Raw genomic sequence first — 20,186 nt, forward strand, 5'->3', positions numbered from 1 at the left:
GTTGTCAACTGGGGAGAGCGCGGTAGCGTTCGCATGTACCCGAGAGGAGGACTATCGTGGCAAAAAAAATAGTCGGTTATATCAAGCTGCAGGTGCCGGCAGGCAAGGCCAACCCCAGCCCGCCAATTGGCCCCGCGCTGGGGCAGCGCGGACTCAACATCATGGAGTTCTGCAAGGCATTCAATGCCGCCACCCAGAAAATGGAGGTTGGGTTGCCGGTGCCGGTTGTCATTACCGCGTACGCCGACAAGAGCTTTACCTTCACCATGAAAACGACGCCTGCGACTGTGCTGATCAAGAAGGCGGCGGGCGTAGGCAAGGGCAGTCCCAAACCGCATACGGACAAAGTTGGGAGGTTGACACGCAAGCAGGCGGAAGAAATCGCCCAGTTAAAAATGCCGGATTTGACAGCGGCCGACATGGATGCGGCCGTTCGGACTGTTGCGGGCAGCGCCCGGAGCATGGGCGTAGAAGTGGAGGGGATGTAAATGGCGCATATTTCCAAGCGTCTTAAGGCGATAGCCAGCAAGGCGGACCGTAGCAAATTCTATCCACTTGCCGATGCTCTCAATATCATCAAGGAAACAGCTACGGCAAAATTCGATGAGTCGGTTGACGTGGCTGTCAATCTCGGGATTGATGCCAAAAAGTCCGATCAGGCGGTGCGTGGTTCTGTCGTTCTGCCCGCTGGTACGGGCAAATCTGCGCGGGTCGCAGTGTTTGCCCAAGGGGACAAGGCCAAGGAGGCGCTTGCAGCCGGCGCGGATATTGTGGGATTCGATGATCTCGCCGAACAGATCAAGGCAGGCAATATAGATTTTGACGTGGCTATCGCCAGCCCGGACGCCATGCGTATCGTTGGCCAGTTGGGCCAGATACTCGGCCCGCGTGGCCTGATGCCTAATCCCAAGGTTGGGACAGTTACGCCGGATGTTGCGGGAGCGGTAAGGAATGCCAAAGCGGGTCAGGTGCAATATCGGGCTGACAAGGGGGGCATTGTCCAGTGCACGATAGGCCGTGCATCGTTTGGCGTGGACGCACTGACGCAAAATTTAATGGCATTGATAGATGCGCTCAACAAGTCCAAGCCTGCCACTTCCAAAGGAATTTATCTGAGAAAAATCTCGGTCTCCAGCACGATGGGGATAGGGGTGCGGGTGGATCAGACGAGCATGCGGTAACAATTATGGATTTGTAAGACTTTGGGCCGCTGGAAAGACAGATCGTGTCGATCCGGCGGGTTATCAAAGACCGCTGGGGTTCTCGGCAATGCCGGACAGTAGAAGGATCGTTGTACAGGATTTATTTACTGAACGTACTGGGCCAGAGAACTTAATTGCAGAATAGTAGATATGGATGGAAAGGATGGGGCGAAGGATTCATGTCGCCTTGCCCTTGCTTTCGCTCTTCTCTTACCCAGCGCAGATGGCGTGCCCAAACCAGGAATGATTTTACTCCTGATTTAAGGTCGCCGGTTCGCGGTGCTTCGGTTTAGGTGGCGTGGTTTTAAGCTTTAAGTTTCGCTTCTCGCCACTGGTCGGTGCCGTATTTTAACTGATGGAGAATGCACCTTGAGTCTAAATTTGGAAGAAAAAAAAGCGGTGGTTGCCGAAGTCAGCGCCGAGTTGGCGACGGCTCAGGCGATTATCATCGCGGAGTACCGCGGGCTTGAGGTCGGACACATGACGCAGTTGCGGGCGAAGGCGCGCCAATCAGGGATCTATTTCCGGGTGCTCAAAAACACGCTTGCGCGCCGCGCTATTTCGGATACGCCGTTCACCGGCCTTTCCGAACATATGGTGGGTCCGCTGGCCTATGGAATCGGCAAGGACCCGGTTGCGGCGGCGAAAGTACTCTACGAGTTTTCGAAGGGCAACGACAAATTTGTGATCAAGGGCGGCGCGATGCCGAATTTGGTCATGTCGGGCAAGGAGATTGCAAGTCTTGCCGCGCTCCCGAGCCGTGAGGAGTTGCTTTCCAAATTGTTGGGTACGATGCAGGCGCCTATCGCAAGCTTTGTACGCACACTCAACGAAGTGCCGACCCGTTTTGCCCGCGGTCTCGCTGCTGTCCGCGATCAGAAAGCTACCTAGTTGGATTCAAGCGGTTGTTTGAATCCATAAATACAAATTAATTATCAGGAGAGAATCATGGCTGTAGCTAAAGCAGAAATTTTAGATGCGATCGCGAATATGACGGTACTCGAGCTTTCGCAACTGATCAAGGAAATGGAAGAAAAATTCGGTGTTTCGGCTGCGGCTGCCGCTGTCGCAGCGCCGGCGCCCGCGGCTGGTGCTGCCGCCGCTCCTGCCGAAGAGCAGACAGAATTCACCGTTATGCTGACGGCCGTGGGTGAAAGCAAGGTGAACGTCATCAAAGTGGTGCGAGCGATTACCGGGCTTGGTCTGAAAGAGGCAAAAGATCTCGTGGACGGGGCGCCGAAAGCGGTCAAGGAAGGCATTGCCAAAGCGGATGCCGAAGCTATTCAGAAGCAGCTTGCTGAAGCTGGGGCCACGGCCGAGGTCAAGTAACAGTAAGGCAGCAATACCGGCTGGCGGCGTGCAAGACGCCGCCAGTTTCCGGCTTTTTTTGACGTCGGATTCCCGCACCTTATGTGCGGCAGAACACTCAGCACGGTAGCTAAAATCAGGTACTCTGCTCCTATTTTCTGTCCTTCTGTCCTCTGACCTTCCGGAGAGATTCCATGAGCTATTCGTTTACCGAGAAAAAACGTATTCGTAAGAGTTTTGCAAAGCGCGCCAGCGTGCTGCCGATTCCATTTCTTCTCGCTACCCAAATCGAATCTTACGCCGCCTTCCTGCAAGCTCAGGTCGAGCCCGACCACCGTGCCAACGAGGGTTTGCAGGCAGCGTTCACGTCGATTTTTCCAATCGAGAGCCATTCCAAGAATGCGCGCCTCGACTTCGTCAATTATGTGCTGGGTTTACCTCCTTTCGATGTCAAGGAATGCCAGCAGCGCGGGTTGACTTATGCCTCCCCGTTGCGCGCAAAGGTGCGGCTGACGATCATGGACAAGGAAGCTTCCAAGCCGACGATTAGGGAAGTGAAGGAACAGGAAGTGTACATGGGGGAGATTCCCCTGATGACCAACACCGGCTCGTTTGTCATCAACGGCACCGAGCGTGTGATCGTGTCTCAGTTGCATCGCTCGCCCGGGGTATTTTTCGAGCACGATCGCGGCAAAACGCATTCTTCCGGTAAGCTGCTTTTCTCCGCCCGTATTATTCCTTATCGTGGTTCCTGGCTCGATTTCGAGTTCGATCCCAAGGATTATCTCTATTTCCGCGTTGACCGCCGCCGGAAGATGCCCATTACGGTATTGCTGAAAGCAATCGGTTACACGCCGGAACAGATTCTGAAGCAGTTTTTTTCATTCGATACGTTTCATCTGTCAAACACCGGCATTCTGTTTGAATTGATCCCGGAACGTTTGCGCGGTGACATGGCGCGTTTTGATATCGTAAATAAAAGCGGCAAGGTTATTGTCCAGAAAGATAAGCGGATAACGGTTAAGCATGTTCGCGAAATGCAACAGGCGGGGATAGATAAGCTCGAGGTGCCGGAAGACTTCCTGTTGGGGCGGGTGTTGGCCCACAACGTCGTGGACAAGGAAACCGGGGAAGTGCTGGCGTTGGCGAACGATGAGATTACCGAGGTGGTGCTCGCCAAACTGCGCGAAGCCAATATCGAACAGATCCAGACTATATACACCAACGATCTTGATCAGGGCGCATACATATCCCAAACCCTGAGAATTGACGAAACAGTCGACCAGATGGCGGCGCAGATCGCCATCTACCGCATGATGCGGCCGGGTGAACCGCCGACCGAGGAGGCAGTCAAAGCTTTGTTCAACGGGTTGTTCTACGCGCCCGAACGCTATGACCTTTCGGTCGTGGGCCGAATGAAATTCAATCGCCGCGTGGGTAAAACCGAATTGGGCGGCGAAACCACGCTTTCGAATGACGACATCATCGCGGTGATCCGGATTCTCGTCGAGCTGCGCAACGGCCGCGGAGAAATCGATGATATCGATCATTTGGGCAACCGCCGCGTCCGCTCGGTTGGAGAACTGGCGGAGAATCAGTTCCGTTCCGGGTTGGTGCGGGTTGAGAGAGCGGTGAAGGAGCGGCTCAGCCAGGCGGAGTCGGAGAATCTGATGCCGCATGACTTGATCAATGCAAAACCGGTGTCGGCCGCGGTGCGGGAGTTCTTCGGTTCCAGCCAGTTGTCGCAGTTCATGGATCAGACCAATCCGCTGTCCGAGATTACTCACAAGCGGCGTGTGTCCGCGCTCGGTCCCGGCGGCTTGACGCGCGAACGCGCAGGGTTCGAAGTGCGCGACGTGCACCCGACCCACTATGGTCGGGTCTGTCCAATTGAAACGCCGGAAGGCCCCAATATCGGGTTGATCAATTCGTTGGCCCTCTACGCCCGTACCAATGAATACGGTTTCATGGAAACGCCATACCGTAAGGTAAAAAACGGCCAGGTAACCGATGAAATTGATTATCTGTCGGCGATTGAGGAAGGGCAATACGTCATTGCCCAGGCAAATGCGGAGCTGGATCGCAGCGGCAAGTTTACTAACGAGATCGTGTCGTGTCGGCATAAAAATGAATTTACGTTGGCGACCCCTGATCGCATCGAGTATATGGATGTGGCCCCCGCACAGATCGTGTCGGTAGCGGCATCGCTGATTCCCTTCCTGGAGCACGATGATGCCAATCGCGCACTGATGGGTTCTAACATGCAACGTCAGGCGGTGCCGTGTCTTCGTGCCGAGAAGCCATTGGTTGGCACAGGTATCGAACGCGTTGTGGCCGTCGACTCGGGGACGGCCGTGCAGGCGGTGCGAGGCGGTATAGTTGATTACGTGGATTCAAGCCGTATCGTTGTCCGCGTTCACGATACTGAAACGCGCGCTGGCGAAGTGGGTGTGGATATTTACAACCTGATCAAATACACGCGTTCTAACCAGAACACCAATATCAATCAGCGTCCTCTGCTAGAAGTGGGCGACGTCATCGCGCGCGGGGATGTCGTGGCGGACGGAGCTTCCACGGACAAGGGCGAGCTGGCCCTGGGGCAAAACATGCTTGTAGCATTCATGCCCTGGAACGGATTCAATTTCGAAGATTCAATTCTCATTTCCGAGCGTATTGTTGCTGATGACCGTTTCACCTCTATCCACATTGAAGAGCTATCGGTAGTCAGTCGCGATACCAAGCTGGGAACGGAAGAGATAACCGGCGATATCTCCAACCTGTCAGAAGTGCAACTGGGACGGCTGGATGCCTCGGGTATTGTTCATATTGGCGCCGAGGTGGAAGCGGGCGATGTACTGGTCGGAAAAGTTACCCCGAAAGGGGAGACTCAGTTGACGCCAGAAGAAAAGCTTTTGCGGGCCATTTTTGGCGAGAAAGCCTCGGACGTGAAGGATACATCGCTACGCGTACCGTCCGGTATTTCGGGAACCGTAATTGATGTGCAGGTCTTTACGCGAGAAGGCATCGAGCGCGACAAGCGTGCCCAGCAGATCATTGACGATGAGCTAAAGCGCTACAAAAAAGACCTGACTGATCAAATGCGGATCGTGGAGTCCGATGCGTTTGAGCGTATCGAACGCTTGCTCAAGGGTAAAGTGGCGACCGGTGGGCCCAAGAAGCTCGCCAAAGGCGCCGAAATCACAAAGGAATACCTGGACAGTATTGACCCGCACCATTGGTTTGATATTCGGCTTTCCGATGAGGAAACGAGCGTGCAACTCGAACAAATCGAGGAAGGCTTGTCGCAGAAGCGTAAGGCCTTCGATGACGCTTTTGAGGAAAAGAAAAAGAAACTTACCCAGGGCGATGAGCTACCCCCGGGCGTTCAGAAAATGGTCAAGGTTTATGTTGCGGTGAAACGGCGTTTGCAGCCCGGGGATAAAATGGCGGGGCGTCACGGCAATAAGGGGGTGATCTCCAAGATTGTGCCTGTGGAAGACATGCCGTATATGGCGGATGGAACGCCGGTTGATGTCGTGTTGAATCCCTTGGGCGTACCCTCGCGCATGAACGTGGGCCAGATTCTGGAAACCCATCTCGGGTGGGCTGCAAAGGGGTTGGGAAAAAAGATTGGCGAACTGCTTCGTGCCCACCAGCAGTCAGCGGAAATTCGACAGTTGCTGGAAAACATATACAACACCAGTGGTAAACATGAGGATATCGTTTCGCTAAGCGATAAGGAAGTTCTGGATCTGGCCGAAAATCTAAAGGACGGCGTGCCTTTCGCGACGCCCGTGTTCGATGGAGCCACGGAGCACGAGATCAAGGATATGCTGGAGCTTGCCGGTCTTCCTCGTTCAGGCCAGGTGACGCTTTATGACGGACGAACTGGCGAGGCGTTCGATCGTCCCGTTACAGTCGGTTATATGCATGTGCTGAAGCTGCATCATCTGGTGGACGACAAGATGCATGCGCGTTCAACCGGTCCCTATAGCCTCGTGACTCAACAGCCTCTCGGAGGCAAGGCCCAGTTCGGCGGCCAGCGCTTCGGCGAAATGGAAGTGTGGGCATTGGAGGCCTACGGCGCCGCATACACGCTGCAGGAGATGTTGACAGTCAAGTCTGATGACGTCAACGGACGCACGAAAGTGTATGAAAGCATAGTCAAGGGTGATCACAAGATCGATGCGGGGATGCCGGAATCATTCAACGTGCTGGTGAAGGAAATCCGCTCACTCGCGATGGATATTGACCTGGACCGGCACTAAACGTGGCAACTTTATGTAGACGTGCGGAGGATGGGAATCTATTCGTTTCCGTGGTTTTGCCGGAAAACTTTTTGTATCGACCCCTGATCAACAGGAGTGACAAATGAAAGCACTGCTTGATTTATTCAAACAGGTTACACAGAAAGAAGAGTTCGACTCGATCAAGATCGGTTTGGCCTCTCCTGAAAAAATACGTTCCTGGTCCTACGGCGAAGTGAAGAAGCCGGAAACGATCAATTACCGTACCTTCAAACCTGAACGGGACGGCTTGTTCTGCGCAAAAATTTTCGGCCCGGTCAAGGATTATGAATGCCTGTGCGGAAAATATAAGCGCCTGAAGCACCGTGGTGTGATTTGTGAAAAATGCGGCGTTGAAGTCACACTGTCGAAGGTTCGGCGTGAGCGCATGGGGCACATCGAGCTCGCCTCACCGGTTGCCCACATCTGGTTTTTGAAATCGTTGCCGTCACGCCTGGGCATGGTACTGGACATGACCTTGCGTGATATTGAGCGTGTCCTTTATTTTGAAGCTTACGTCGTAACGGACCCCGGCATGACGCCGCTCCAGAGATGCCAGTTGCTGACCGATGATGACTATCGCGCTAAAACCGAAGAATACGGCGATGATTTCCGCGCCAGTATGGGAGCCGAAGGTATCCGCGACTTGTTGGGCAACCTGAACATCCGAGTAGAAATCGACAATCTACGGCGTGAGATGGGTACCACGGGTTCTGAAACAAAGATGAAAAAAATCGCCAAGCGCCTGAAGGTGCTGGAGGCGTTTAATAAGTCGGGGATCAAACCTGAGTGGATGGTATTAGCGGTGCTGCCGGTACTTCCACCCGAGTTGCGACCCCTGGTTCCGCTGGATGGCGGACGCTTCGCAACTTCCGATTTGAATGATTTGTATCGCCGCGTCATCAACCGGAACAACCGGCTGAAGCGGCTGCTTGAGCTGAAAGCGCCCGAGATCATCGTGCGTAACGAGAAGCGCATGCTGCAGGAAGCGGTGGATTCGCTGTTGGACAATGGCCGTCGTGGAAAAGCCATGACTGGCGCAAACAAGCGGCCCCTGAAGTCGCTTGCCGATATGATCAAAGGCAAGGGCGGACGGTTTCGCCAGAATCTGCTGGGGAAACGGGTCGACTATTCCGGGCGCTCAGTGATTGTGGTGGGCCCGCAGCTTAAGCTGCATCAGTGTGGCTTGCCAAAGAAAATGGCGCTGGAGTTATTCAAGCCGTTCATATTCAACAAGCTCGAAATCATGGGCATCGCCAGCACCATCAAGGCGGCCAAGCGCGAAGTCGAAAATGAAACCCCCGTGGTCTGGGACATCCTTGAGGATGTCATTCGCGAACATCCGGTAATGCTGAACCGGGCTCCGACGCTGCACCGACTTGGCATTCAGGCTTTTGAACCGGTGCTGATCGAAGGCAAAGCGATACAGCAGCATCCGCTGGTATGCGCGGCATTCAACGCCGACTTCGATGGTGACCAGATGGCGGTGCATGTGCCGTTGTCGCTCGAAGCGCAAATGGAGTGCCGGACGCTGATGATGTCCACGAATAACGTTTTGTCGCCAGCGAACGGAGAACCGATTATCGTTCCTTCGCAGGACATCGTTCTGGGGCTTTATTACACAACTCGTGAAAAAATCAACGCTCGCGGCGAGGGGTTGATGTTCGCCAACATTAGCGAGGTTTCCCGTGCTTATGAAAGCCGCATAATCGAGCTGAACGCGAAAATTACGGTAAGGATCAAGGAATATGACGTAGACGCCGATGGCGAACGCCGTGAAAAAATCACGCGATACGAAACTACGGTAGGGCGCGCCCTGCTGTCCGAGATTCTTCCCGCAGGCTTACCGTTTCCCCTAATCAACAAGGTGCTTAAGAAAAAGGAGATTTCTCGGCTCATAAACGCCAGTTTCCGCCGTTGCGGATTACGCGAGACCGTGATTTTTGCCGACAAGCTGATGTACGCGGGCTTCACCTATGCGACTCGTGCAGGGATTTCCATCTGCCTGGACGATATGCTCACGCCGGTACAGAAGGACGAGATTATTGGAGCATCTGAGAAGGAGGTGCAGGAAATCGAGATGCAATACACTTCCGGCCTGGTTACTCAAGGTGAACGTTACAACAAGGTTGTGGATATTTGGGGCCGTGCGGGCGACCAGGTAGCGAAGGCCATGATGGATCAACTTGGCGTCGAGCCGATACTTGACCCCGTGACCGGAGAAGTTACGAAGGACAAGAAAGGCAAAGCGTTGACGCAGGAATCGTTTAACTCGATTTACATGATGGCAGACTCAGGGGCGCGTGGCTCGGCCGCACAGATTCGTCAATTAGCCGGGATGCGTGGCCTGATGGCAAAGCCGGATGGATCTATCATCGAAACCCCTATCACGGCAAATTTTCGCGAGGGGTTGAACGTGCTGCAGTACTTTATCTCCACCCACGGAGCGCGGAAGGGTCTGGCGGATACAGCATTAAAAACTGCCAATTCCGGCTATCTGACGCGCCGTTTGGTCGATGTGACCCAGGATCTGGTGGTGACCCAGGATGATTGCGGTACGAGTAATGGCGTGCTAATGAAGGCCCTGATTGAAGGCGGAGAGGTGATTGAGGCGCTGCGCGAACGCATACTTGGACGCGTAGTGGCGAGTGATATCGTTAATCCGGAGCATCAGGAGGTTATCTATGAGGCTGGAGCTCTGCTTGACGAATACGCCGTCGATTCCATTGAAGCGCTAGGAATAGACGAAGTAAAAGTGCGTACGCCGCTCACCTGTGAAACGCGTTATGGTCTGTGCGCCAAGTGCTACGGGCGTGACCTGGGACGCGGTACGCCGGTAAACGTAGGCGAAGCCGTGGGCGTGATCGCCGCTCAGTCCATTGGTGAGCCAGGAACACAGCTAACGATGCGCACGTTCCATATTGGTGGCGCGGCCTCCAGAACGGCGGTGGCAAGCCAGGTTGAAAGCAAGTCCAATGGTATCGTGCATTATTCGGCGACCATGCGCTACGTAACCAATGCGCGAAGCGAACTCGTCGCCATCTCCCGCAGCGGTGAAGTCGTGATACACGACGATAACGGCCGCGAGCGCGAACGTCATAAAGCGCCGTACGGAGCCACGCTACTGATACGTGATGGTGAAGTCGTCAAGGCAGGTCAGATCCTGGCCACCTGGGATCCACATACTCGCCCCATCATCACAGAATATGCCGGCAGGGTACGCTTCGAAAACGTGGAAGAAGGCGTAACGGTAGCGAAGCAAATTGATGAGGTAACCGGTTTGTCCACGCTGGTCGTAATCGATCCAAAAAGGCGTGGCGTGGCGCAAACGAAGGGCTTGCGCCCTCTGGTAAAACTGCTGGATGACGAGGGTAAGGAAGTGCGCCTCGCAGGTAGCAATCTGCCCGTCAATATCACCTTCCAGGTTGGTTCCATTATTACCGTTAGGGATGGACAGCAGGTGAGCGTTGGGGAAGTACTGGCGCGGATTCCTCAGGAGACTTCGAAAACACGTGACATTACCGGTGGGTTGCCTCGTGTTGCTGAATTGTTTGAAGCCCGCTCTCCCAAGGACGCGGGTGTGCTGGCCGAGGTTACCGGTATCGTGTCGTTCGGCAAGGATACCAAAGGTAAGCAACGATTGGTGATTACCGATCTGGATGGCGTTTCGCATGAATATCTTATTCCAAAGGACAAGCACGTCACGGCACATGACGGCCAAGTCGTCAACAAGGGTGAGAGCATCGTCGATGGGCCGGCCGATCCACACGATATTCTACGTTTGTTGGGAGTGGAGGCGCTTGCACGCTACATAACTGACGAGGTCCAGGATGTGTACCGCCTCCAAGGTGTCAAGATCAATGACAAGCACATAGAGGTAATCGTGCGGCAGATGCTACGCCGTGTCCAAATCGTCGACCCGGGCCACACGCGGTTTATTCCGGGTGAGCAGGTGGAGCGCGCTGACTTGCTGGCTGAAAACGAACTGGTACTGGCCGAGGACAAAATCCCCGCGACCTATGAGTTCATGTTGTTGGGTATTACAAAAGCATCGCTGTCGACGGATTCCTTCATTTCCGCCGCTTCGTTCCAGGAAACCACCCGTGTATTGACCGAAGCAGCGATTATGGGCAAGAAGGATGATCTGCGTGGACTCAAAGAAAATGTTATTGTCGGACGGCTTATCCCCGCGGGGACCGGCCTGACTTTCCACACTACCCGGAAAAAACAGAGGTTGCTGTTGAACGCCGGCGAAACGGCCGTTGTTGGTGAGGAAGATGCGGGGGAAACACGCAACAGTGGCTATGCGGTCTGAAGCACCCATCGGGAAAATCTGAATTATGCCAATTGATATCAACGCCATCATTGCCGAGACTCGTGGCAAGAACTTCGAGCTCTACGAGGACCACGTCAATCCGGTGTTCGTCAAGGTTTTGCGGATGCTCGGTTTCAATCGCACCTGGGTTCGAGGCGAAGGCCCCTATCTTTGGGACGATACTGGCACCCGTTACCTGGATTTTCTTACCAACTGGGGTGTATTCAATTTCGGACGCCGTCATCCCGCTATTCGCGGGGCATTGCAGCAAGTCCTGGACTCCGATTTTCCTGGGTGGGTAGGTTTCGACGCACCCCCCCTCGCGGCGGCGCTGGCTCGTGAATTAGTCAAGCGCATGACGCCCGGCCTGGATACTGTTTACTTCAGTAATTCCGGTACCGAAGCTATCGAGGCTGCAATCAAGTTTGCCCGTGCGTATACCGGCCGACCTTCCACTGCACATCTCGCCAAAGCCTTCCATGGCCTCACCATGGGCTCTTTGTCGCTGAATGGAGAAGCCAGTTTTCGCCGGGGATTCGAGCCCATGCTCCCCGGCAGCTCAGAAGTGAAGCTCGGCGACCTGGATGGCCTGGAGGCGCGCCTGAAACTGGGCGATGTAGCCGCCTTTGTTTTTGAGCCTATCCAGGGTAAAGGCGTAAATATCGCCAGTGCAGAATATCTCCTAGGCGCGCAGGAATTGTGCCGAAAGTATGGCACGTTAATGGTCTGCGACGAGGTTCAATCGGGAATGGGGCGCACGGGGCGTTTCCTGGCTAGCCAATGGATCGAAGGCTTTCGACCTGATGTTATTTGCCTGTCGAAGGCACTTTCGGGTGGCTATATTCCTGTTGGCGCGACAATCACGCGGCGCGCGGTCTATGACAGCGTTTACGATAGCATGCACCGCGCGATCGTTCATGCCTCAACCTTTGGAATGGGTAACATGGCCATGGCTGCCGGACTAGCGTCCCTTAGCGTGCTCGATGACGAGAAACTGCCTGAGCGCGCTATTGAACTCGGCACCCGTTTCCGCAAGGGTATCGAGGCGATGGTGCCACGCTTCGAATTCCTCAAGGGGGTTCGCCAGCGTGGTCTGATGATTGCAATCGAATTTGGCCAGCCTGAGTCGATGACGCTGAGAGCAGCCTGGGCAATGGTCAACAAGATGGATGAAAATCTGTTCGCGCAGGCAATTGTTCTCCCGCTTCTTGACGATCACCATATCCTTACGCAGGTGGCGGGCCACGCCATGCCAATCGTGAAAATACTTCCACCCCTGAATATAAGTGAATCCGACGTGGATTGGTTCCTGGATGCGCTTGAGGATGTGATGATAAAACTCCACAAGTTTCCTGGCCCGGCTTGGGAGGTGTTGAAGAAGCTCGGTAACCACGCCCTGACCTCGAAGCGCCGCGAGGGGCGCGTCTCCACCGTCACATAAGCGTTATTCGTCCCCGCTGGCAAGGACGGAGCGCGGTAGCCGCGATGGGTTGCGCTGGGTCGCGTCGAGGCTGTTCCTTCAACGGAATCAGATCGTAGCGCTGCCTGAAGGCACGACTTGGCTTGACACAATCGATAGAACCCCCTAAAATTCGCTGTTTTTCAGCTCGCCCTCTTTAAATAATATAAGGAGGGTGCAGCGAATATCCAGATATTCACGTTGCCAGTGGGATGCTTTATCGCATCCCTGTTTTTTAGGAAATAAGATGCCGACAATCAGTCAGTTAGTTCGTAAGCCGCGCGCGGCAAAGCGAGTAAAGAGCAAGGTTCCGGCGCTGGGGAACAGTCCGCAGAAGCGGGGGGTTTGCACCCGTGTCTATACCACTACGCCAAAGAAACCGAACTCAGCTTTGCGAAAAGTCGCGCGCGTGCGCCTGACGAATGGTTTTGAGGTATCCAGTTATATTGGCGGGGAAGGTCATAACCTCCAGGAGCACTCCGTAGTGCTCATCCGCGGCGGTCGGGTAAAAGATCTGCCGGGTGTCCGCTATCATACGGTCCGCGGTAGTCTGGATACCGCCGGGGTAAAAGATCGCAAGCAGGCCCGTTCCAAGTACGGTGCAAAAAGGCCCAAATAGGGCTGAGCGCAGTTAAGCGCCACGATGCCGACCAAGATCTACCCAAATGTTTGTTACTTAAGCTAAATAATTACGCCAAGGTCAGAGAATGCCAAGACGGAGAGAAGTCCCAAAACGCGAAATATTGCCGGACCCGAAATACCATAACACCGAGGTGGCGAAATTCGTCAATGTACTGATGACACGTGGCAAGAAGTCAGTAGCCGAACGGATCATCTATGGTGCCATGACGCAGATTCAGAAGAAGACGGGTAAGGATCCGGTAGACGTGTTTACGCAGGCGCTGTCCAACGTGCGTCCCATGGTCGAAGTAAAAAGCCGACGTGTGGGCGGGGCCAACTACCAGGTTCCGGTGGAGGTGCGGTCGATTTGCCGGAATGCACTGGCGATGCGCTGGCTCCGCGATGCGGCGCGCAAAAGATCTGAAAAATCGATGGGTGCGCGTCTGGCAGGCGAATTGGCGGAGGCGGCAGAAGGCCGCGGGGGCGCAGTAAAGAAGCGTGAGGAAGTGCATCGTATGGCGGAGGCCAATAAGGCGTTCGCGCATTATCGGTTCTGATAGCAACCATGGGGGTTCGCTATTACGGCTTTGGGACTATTCGTCCGAACTGAAGAGTCGTATCTATCCGCGTCCCGCCCTTACCGGGCCGGACAGGTCAAATTTTAAGGTTTAACGACTGTGGCACGAAAAACACCTATCGAACGTTATCGGAATATCGGCGTGATGGCGCATATAGACGCCGGAAAAACCACGACCACCGAACGCATCCTGTTCTATACCGGCGTTTCGCATAAGCTTGGCGAAGTCCATGACGGTGCGGCGACCATGGACTGGATGGAGCAAGAGCAGGAGCGCGGTATTACGATTACTTCTGCTGCGACGACATGTTTTTGGAAAGGGATGGAAAATAACTATCCCGATCATCGCATCAACATTATTGATACCCCCGGCCACGTTGACTTTACCATCGAGGTCGAGCGCTCACTGCGGGTTCTGGACGGGGCTTGTACCGTATTCTGTGCGGTTGGCGGGGTGCAGCCTCAAACCGAAACCGTATGGCGCCAGGCGAACAAATACAAAGTTCCGCGTCTTGCTTTTGTCAACAAGATGGACCGGGCGGGCGCCAATTTCATGCGCGTCTACGAGCAGATTCAAAGTCGCCTGAAAGCTCATCCAGTGCCCATCCAATTACCGATTGGTGCGGAAGACAAGTTTGAGGGCGTAGTGGATCTGGTCAAGATGAGGGCCATCTATTGGGATGATGCCAGTCAGGGGATGAGATTCGAGGAGCGCGACATACCTGCGGACTTGGCCGACAGCGCAAAATCCTGGCGCGAGAAAATGGTCGAGACAGCGGCCGAGGCCAACGAAGAGCTGATGGACAAATACCTTGAAGAAGGTGATTTATCAGTCGCCGATATCAAGAAGGGTTTGCGCATCCGTACACTTGCTAACGAAATCGTTCCCATGCTTTGCGGGTCTGCATTCAAGAATAAAGGCGTCCAGGCGATGCTGGATGGCGTGCTCGATTATTTGCCCTCTCCTGTGGACATTAAGGCGATCAATGGCGAAAAGGAGAACGGTGAGCCTGACGAGCGCCATGCGAACGACGAGGAGCCTTTCGCGGGGTTGGCATTCAAGATTGCCACGGATCCCTATGTTGGCCAGCTGATCTTTTTCCGCGTTTACTCCGGAGTCGTGACGTCGGGTGACACCGTCTACAACCCTGTCAAGGGGCGGAAAGAACGGATTGGCCGCTTGCTGCAGATGCACGCAAATCAACGTGAAGAAATCAAGGAAGTCCGCGCGGGTGACATTGCCGCTGCGGTCGGGCTGAAAGAGGCCGTCACGGGCGACACGTTGTGTGATCCAAGTGATGTTATCACCCTGGAACGCATGATTTTCCCGGAGCCCGTTATTCACGTCGCGGTGGAGCCGAAGACCAAGGCAGATCAGGAAAAAATGGGCATCGCGCTTAATCGCCTGGCCCAGGAGGATCCTTCCTTTCGTGTACGTACAGACGAGGAGTCTGGACAAACCATTATTTCCGGTATGGGCGAACTTCATCTTGAAATTATCGTTGACCGGATGAAGCGGGAATTTGGCGTGGAAGCCAATGTCGGCGCTCCCCAGGTGGCCTATCGCGAGGCAATCAAGAAGCCGGTCGAGGTTGAGGGCAAGTTCATCAAGCAATCCGGCGGTCGAGGACAGTATGGGCATGTTTGGATCAAGATGGAGCCGAACGAAGCCGGAAAGGGTTTTCAGTTTGTGGACGCGATTAAAGGCGGAACTGTCCCGCGCGAATATATCCCCGCCGTGGAGAAGGGTTTGAACGAGACCCTCCCTAACGGTGTACTGGCGGGCTTCCCCGTGGTTGACGTCAAGGTGACCCTGTTCGACGGTTCTTACCATGATGTCGACTCTAACGAGAACGCATTCAAGATGGCAGCCTCAATCGCATTCAAGGACGGCATGCGCAAGGCCACTCCGGTTCTGTTGGAGCCGATGATGGCGGTGGAGGTGGAAACTCCGGCTGACTTCATGGGCAATGTCGTAGGGGATCTCTCTTCACGTCGCGGCATGATCCAGGGCATGGACGACCTGCCGGGACTCAAAGTGATACGGGCGGAAGTTCCGCTGGCGGAAATGTTTGGTTATGCAACCTCGTTACGTTCCGCAACCCAGGGGCGTGCGACATATACCATGGAATTCAAGCATTATTCCGAAGCACCAAAAAACGTAGCGGAAGCAATCATCAACAAAAAGTAATCGTCATCAAGTAAAGGACCATCATGGCAAAGAGTAAATTTGAGCGGACGAAGCCGCACGTGAACGTTGGGACGATTGGGCATGTGGATCATGGCAAGACCACATTGACGGCGGCGATCACGATGGTATTGGCGAAGAAATTTGGAGGCGAAGCGAAGAGTTACGCGCAGATTGACTCGGCTCCGGAAGAGAAGGCGCGCGGGATCACGATCAACACGGCGCACGTTGAGTATGAGACCACTGCACGGCATTACGCGCACGTTGACTGTCCTGGGCACGCCGACTATGTAAAGAACATGATTACTGGTGCAGCGCAGATGGACGGGGCGATTCTGGTGGTATCAGCTGCGGATGGGCCGATGCCGCAGACCCGGGAGCACATATTGCTTGCGCGCCAGGTTGGGGTTCCCTACATCGTGGTGTACATGAACAAAGCGGACATGGTTGACGATGCCGAGCTGCTAGAGCTGGTGGAGATGGAAGTTCGCGAACTGCTGTCCAAATACAACTTTCCCGGGGATGACACTCCGATTGTGATTGGTTCTGCGCTGAAGGCGCTGGAAGGCGACCAGAGCGACATAGGCGAGCCGTCCATATTCAAGCTGGCGGATGCGCTGGACAGTTACATACCGGAGCCGGTACGCGCGGTGGATGGTACCTTCCTGATGCCGGTGGAAGACGTATTTTCCATATCCGGGCGTGGCACGGTCGTGACTGGTCGGGTTGAGCGGGGTGTAGTCAAGGTTGGGGAAGAAATCGAGATCGTGGGACTGAGGCCTACGATCAAGACCGTGTGCACCGGGGTTGAAATGTTTCGGAAGCTGCTGGATCAGGGGCAGGCTGGCGACAACGTTGGGGTGTTGCTGCGCGGCACCAAGCGCGAGGAAGTCGAGCGCGGACAGGTTCTGGCCAAGCCGGGGAGCATTACCCCGCACACGAAGTTCAGCGCGGAGATTTACGTTCTAAGCAAAGAAGAAGGTGGGCGGCACACCCCGTTTTTCCAGGGTTACCGGCCGCAATTCTACTTTCGCACCACTGACGTGACAGGTGCGATTGAACTGCCGGCAGGGACTGAGATGGTGATGCCGGGAGACAATGTTTCGGTGACGGTGAACCTGATTGCCCCGATTGCGATGGAAGAAGGGCTGCGTTTTGCCATCCGCGAGGGTGGAAGAACAGTCGGCGCCGGCGTCGTGGCAAAGGTTATTGAATAAAAACAGGATCCAGGATAGGATTTAGGGTTTTTTGCCAACGGCATCAGATCATCAATTCGAAATCCAAATCCTCAACCTGAGGTTTGATTATGCAAAGCCAGAAAATTCGTATTCGCCTTAAGGCGTTTGATTATAGGTTGATAGACAAATCGGCCATGGAAATCGTTGAAACCGCCAAACGTACGGGTGCTGTTGTGAAGGGTCCCGTACCATTGCCGACGCGTATCGAGCGTTTCGATGTACTGCGCTCGCCGCATGTTAATAAAACCTCACGAGATCAATTCGAGATTCGGACCCATTTGCGGCTGATGGACATCATGGATCCCACCGATAAGACGGTGGACGCGCTGATGAAGCTCGACCTCCCCGCTGGCGTGGATGTGGAAATAAAATTGTAGGCCGTGCAGCGAAGCCTCGTTGTGCGTGTTGTGACGGATGACGCCGGTTTTCCTGATCAAAAAAACAGAGCGAACTGCCGGTCAATTGTAATCGGCGCCTTTTCATAAGGGTAACTAAAATGAGTTTAGGACTCGTCGGCCGAAAGGTCGGCATGACCCGTATTTTTACCGATGACGGCGATAGTCAACCGGTAACGGTGCTTGATGTATCGAACAATCGTGTCACGCAAATCAAAACGCCAGGCAAGGACGGATATTCGGCCGTACAGGTTACGTTTGGAAAGCGTCGCGCCATTCGCGTTAACAAGCCCTCAGCCGGACATTTCGCCAAGGCGGCGGTAGAAGCCGGTCATGTACTAAAAGAGTTTCGCGTAACCGAGGAAGCGCTCGACAGCCTCAAACCGGGGGTGGTCGTTGGCCTGGATCTTTTTCAGGTCGGACAGAAAGTGGACGTGACTGGCACCTCGATCGGCAAAGGCTACGCCGGAGTCATAAAACGCCACGGATTTTCCTCCAACCGGGCGAGTCACGGTAATTCCAAATCGCATAATGTACCAGGTTCCATCGGTATGGCGCAGGACCCGGGTCGCGTGTTCCCCGGCAAGCGCATGTCCGGGCATTTGGGGAACGTGCGGCGTACGACGCAGAATTTGGAAGTGCTACGCATCGATACGGAGCGTGGTCTGTTACTGATTAGAGGTGCGATCCCGGGGTCGAAAGGTGGTGACGTGGTGGTACAGCCGAGCGTCAAAACCAGCAGGAGTGCAAATTCTGCAGCCGGAAACAACGCCAAGACAGCGGCAAAAGGCGGTAAAAAGGCGGGGGCATAATGGAACTTAAGCTAATCGACGACAAAGGTCAGTCAGCCGCAAGCATACCCGCCGCGGATGCGTTGTTTGCACGCGAATATAACGAAGCGCTTGTGCATCAGGTGGTAACAGCGTACCTCGCCAATGCGCGCAGTGCGAATCGCGCTCAGAAGGGGCGCTCGGATGTCGCTAAAACGACTCACAAACCCTGGCGACAAAAGGGCACGGGCCGCGCGCGCGCGGGGATGGCATCCAGCCCATTGTGGCGGGGGGGTGGCAAAACCTTTCCAAATAGCCCGGAAGAAAATTTCAGTCACAAGGTCAATCGGAAGATGTACAGGGCCGGTATCGGCGCTATCCTGTCCCAGCTTGTTCGCGAAGACCGCCTCTCGGTGGTGGAAAATTTCAACGTGGATGGCCCGAAGACCAAGGTGCTGGCACAGAAACTGAAAGATATGGGACTTGCTGAGGTGATGATTATCACCGATGAGGTGGATGAGAACCTCTACCTGTCATCGCGTAATCTGCCGCTGGTAAAGGTAGTAGAAGCGGGTCATGCCGATCCGGTTAGTCTTATGCGCTTTGAGAAGGTGCTGGTCACGCGGGGCGCGTTGACGAAAATGGAGGAGATGCTGGTATGAGTGCGCAAACTTTCAACGCAGAACGTCTGATGCAGGTGATACTGGCGCCGCAGGTATCGGAAAAGGCCACTTATATAGCGGAGAAACATAATCACGTTATATTTCGTGTCGCTCAGGATGCAACCAAGTCCGAGATCAAAGCGGCTGTCGAGTTAATGTGGAAACCCCAAAACATCGAAGTAAAAAGTGTGCAGATTGCCAACGTCAAGGGAAAGAAAAAGCGTTTTGGCCGTTTCATCGGACGTCGCAGTAATTGGAAGAAGGCTTATGTCAGCATTCAGTCTGGTCAGGAAATCAATTTTTCTGATATCGCACAAGGAGAAGTCAAGTAATGGCACTGGTTAAAGTCAAACCAACTTCTCCCGGTCGTCGCGCGGTTGTCAAAGTCGTCAGTCGCGATTTGCACAAGGGCGCGCCGTACGCCAAGCTGATCGAAAAACAGAACCACTCGGCCGGGCGCAACAATAGAGGGATAATTACGACTCGTCACATGGGAGGCGGTCATAAACAGCACTATCGTATGGTCGATTTCCGGCGGAACAAAGATGGTGTCGTTGCCAAGGTCGAGCGACTGGAATACGACCCGAATCGAAGCGCGCATCTGGCACTGCTTTGCTACGCCGATGGAGAGCGGCGCTACATCATCGCCCCCAATGGCGTGAGCACCGGAGCCCAGTTGATGAGTGGTGCGGATGCGCCGATCAAGAATGGAAATGCGTTGCCCCTGCGCAACATCCCTGTAGGCAGCACGATCCATTGTGTGGAAATGATGCCCGGGAAAGGTGCGCAACTTGCCCGTTCTGCTGGCACGTCGGTACAGCTACTTGCAAGGGAAGGTGATTACGCGCAGTTGCGCCTGCGTTCCGGCGAGATCCGGAAAGTACATGTGAACTGCCGAGCCACGATAGGCGAGGTCGGAAACGAGGAGCATAACTTGCGGTCAATCGGTAAAGCCGGTGCACAGCGTTGGCGCGGTATCAGGCCAACCGTTCGCGGTGTCGTCATGAATCCAATAGATCATCCGCATGGTGGAGGAGAAGGCAAAACCGCAGCGGGACGTCATCCGGTGAGTCCATGGGGAACGCCCGCCAAGGGTTTCCGCACCCGGGCCAACAAACGTACGGATGGGATGATCGTGCGGCGTCGTTATTCAAATAAAGGATGA

The 20,186-nt window shown here is 54.5% G+C and carries 16 protein-coding genes; all 16 read left to right on the plus strand.

The features are described 5' to 3' along the window. The first annotated feature begins 56 nt into the window (after window positions 1-56). The 16 genes from rplK to rplB all read left to right on the plus strand — a co-directional run bounded on the left by rplK (window position 57) and on the right by rplB (window position 20,186). Window positions 57-488, plus strand: coding sequence for a 50S ribosomal protein L11 (gene rplK / locus BM022_RS10325; protein ID WP_091139068.1), 432 nt, complete (start codon window positions 57-59; stop codon window positions 486-488). Further along, entirely contained in the window at window positions 489-1,181 is a 693-nt protein-coding gene (rplA, locus tag BM022_RS10330; RefSeq protein ID WP_091139069.1) for a 50S ribosomal protein L1, read from the plus strand. It begins immediately after the preceding gene. Window positions 1,182-1,571: 390 nt separating this feature from the next. After that, the gene (rplJ, locus tag BM022_RS10335; RefSeq protein ID WP_091139071.1) at window positions 1,572-2,093 is read left to right on the plus strand and encodes a 50S ribosomal protein L10; all 522 of its coding nucleotides are present in this window, start codon (window positions 1,572-1,574) and stop codon (window positions 2,091-2,093) included. A gap of 57 nt (window positions 2,094-2,150) precedes the next feature. Continuing rightward, window positions 2,151-2,531: a 50S ribosomal protein L7/L12 gene (gene rplL, locus BM022_RS10340; RefSeq protein ID WP_091139072.1), complete on the plus strand. Its 381-nt coding sequence runs from the start codon at window positions 2,151-2,153 to the stop codon at window positions 2,529-2,531. 173 nt (window positions 2,532-2,704) lie between these two features. Continuing rightward, window positions 2,705-6,778: a DNA-directed RNA polymerase subunit beta gene (gene rpoB, locus BM022_RS10345; RefSeq protein ID WP_091139074.1), complete on the plus strand. Its 4,074-nt coding sequence runs from the start codon at window positions 2,705-2,707 to the stop codon at window positions 6,776-6,778. Window positions 6,779-6,881: 103 nt separating this feature from the next. Beyond that, the gene (rpoC, locus tag BM022_RS10350; RefSeq protein WP_091139075.1) at window positions 6,882-11,111 is read left to right on the plus strand and encodes a DNA-directed RNA polymerase subunit beta'; all 4,230 of its coding nucleotides are present in this window, start codon (window positions 6,882-6,884) and stop codon (window positions 11,109-11,111) included. A 25-nt stretch (window positions 11,112-11,136) separates the two neighbouring features. Further along, window positions 11,137-12,552 (plus strand): aspartate aminotransferase family protein, encoded by a 1,416-nt coding sequence (locus tag BM022_RS10355; protein WP_091139077.1) that lies wholly within the window; start codon window positions 11,137-11,139, stop codon window positions 12,550-12,552. A gap of 265 nt (window positions 12,553-12,817) precedes the next feature. Then, complete coding sequence (rpsL, locus tag BM022_RS10360; protein WP_091139078.1) at window positions 12,818-13,189, plus strand: 30S ribosomal protein S12; 372 nt, start codon at window positions 12,818-12,820, stop codon at window positions 13,187-13,189. A gap of 88 nt (window positions 13,190-13,277) precedes the next feature. Next, window positions 13,278-13,748 (plus strand): 30S ribosomal protein S7, encoded by a 471-nt coding sequence (gene rpsG, locus BM022_RS10365; protein ID WP_091139080.1) that lies wholly within the window; start codon window positions 13,278-13,280, stop codon window positions 13,746-13,748. A gap of 120 nt (window positions 13,749-13,868) precedes the next feature. After that, window positions 13,869-15,959: an elongation factor G gene (fusA, locus tag BM022_RS10370; RefSeq protein WP_091139082.1), complete on the plus strand. Its 2,091-nt coding sequence runs from the start codon at window positions 13,869-13,871 to the stop codon at window positions 15,957-15,959. 23 nt (window positions 15,960-15,982) lie between these two features. Beyond that, on the plus strand, window positions 15,983-17,173 hold the full coding sequence (gene tuf / locus BM022_RS10375) for an elongation factor Tu (protein ID WP_091139063.1): 1,191 nt from the start codon (window positions 15,983-15,985) through the stop codon (window positions 17,171-17,173). 89 nt (window positions 17,174-17,262) lie between these two features. Then, a complete protein-coding gene (gene rpsJ, locus BM022_RS10380) occupies window positions 17,263-17,571 on the plus strand; it encodes a 30S ribosomal protein S10 (RefSeq protein WP_004180980.1) in 309 nt (102 codons plus the stop codon). Window positions 17,572-17,690: 119 nt separating this feature from the next. Further along, window positions 17,691-18,401 carry a 50S ribosomal protein L3 gene (rplC, locus tag BM022_RS10385; RefSeq protein ID WP_091139083.1) on the plus strand — a complete coding sequence of 237 codons (711 nt, stop codon included), beginning with the start codon at window positions 17,691-17,693 and terminating at the stop codon, window positions 18,399-18,401. Beyond that, a complete protein-coding gene (gene rplD, locus BM022_RS10390) occupies window positions 18,401-19,021 on the plus strand; it encodes a 50S ribosomal protein L4 (protein WP_091139085.1) in 621 nt (206 codons plus the stop codon). Before rplC ends, rplD begins: the two co-directional genes overlap by 1 nt. Continuing rightward, complete coding sequence (gene rplW / locus BM022_RS10395) at window positions 19,018-19,353, plus strand: 50S ribosomal protein L23 (RefSeq protein ID WP_091139087.1); 336 nt, start codon at window positions 19,018-19,020, stop codon at window positions 19,351-19,353. The genes rplD and rplW overlap by 4 nt, the downstream gene beginning before the upstream one ends. Then, entirely contained in the window at window positions 19,353-20,186 is an 834-nt protein-coding gene (gene rplB, locus BM022_RS10400; RefSeq protein ID WP_091139088.1) for a 50S ribosomal protein L2, read from the plus strand. The genes rplW and rplB overlap by 1 nt, the downstream gene beginning before the upstream one ends.

Origin of the sequence: Nitrosospira sp. Nsp14 (assembly GCF_900113575.1) — a bacterium.
GTDB lineage: Bacteria > Pseudomonadota > Gammaproteobacteria > Burkholderiales > Nitrosomonadaceae > Nitrosospira.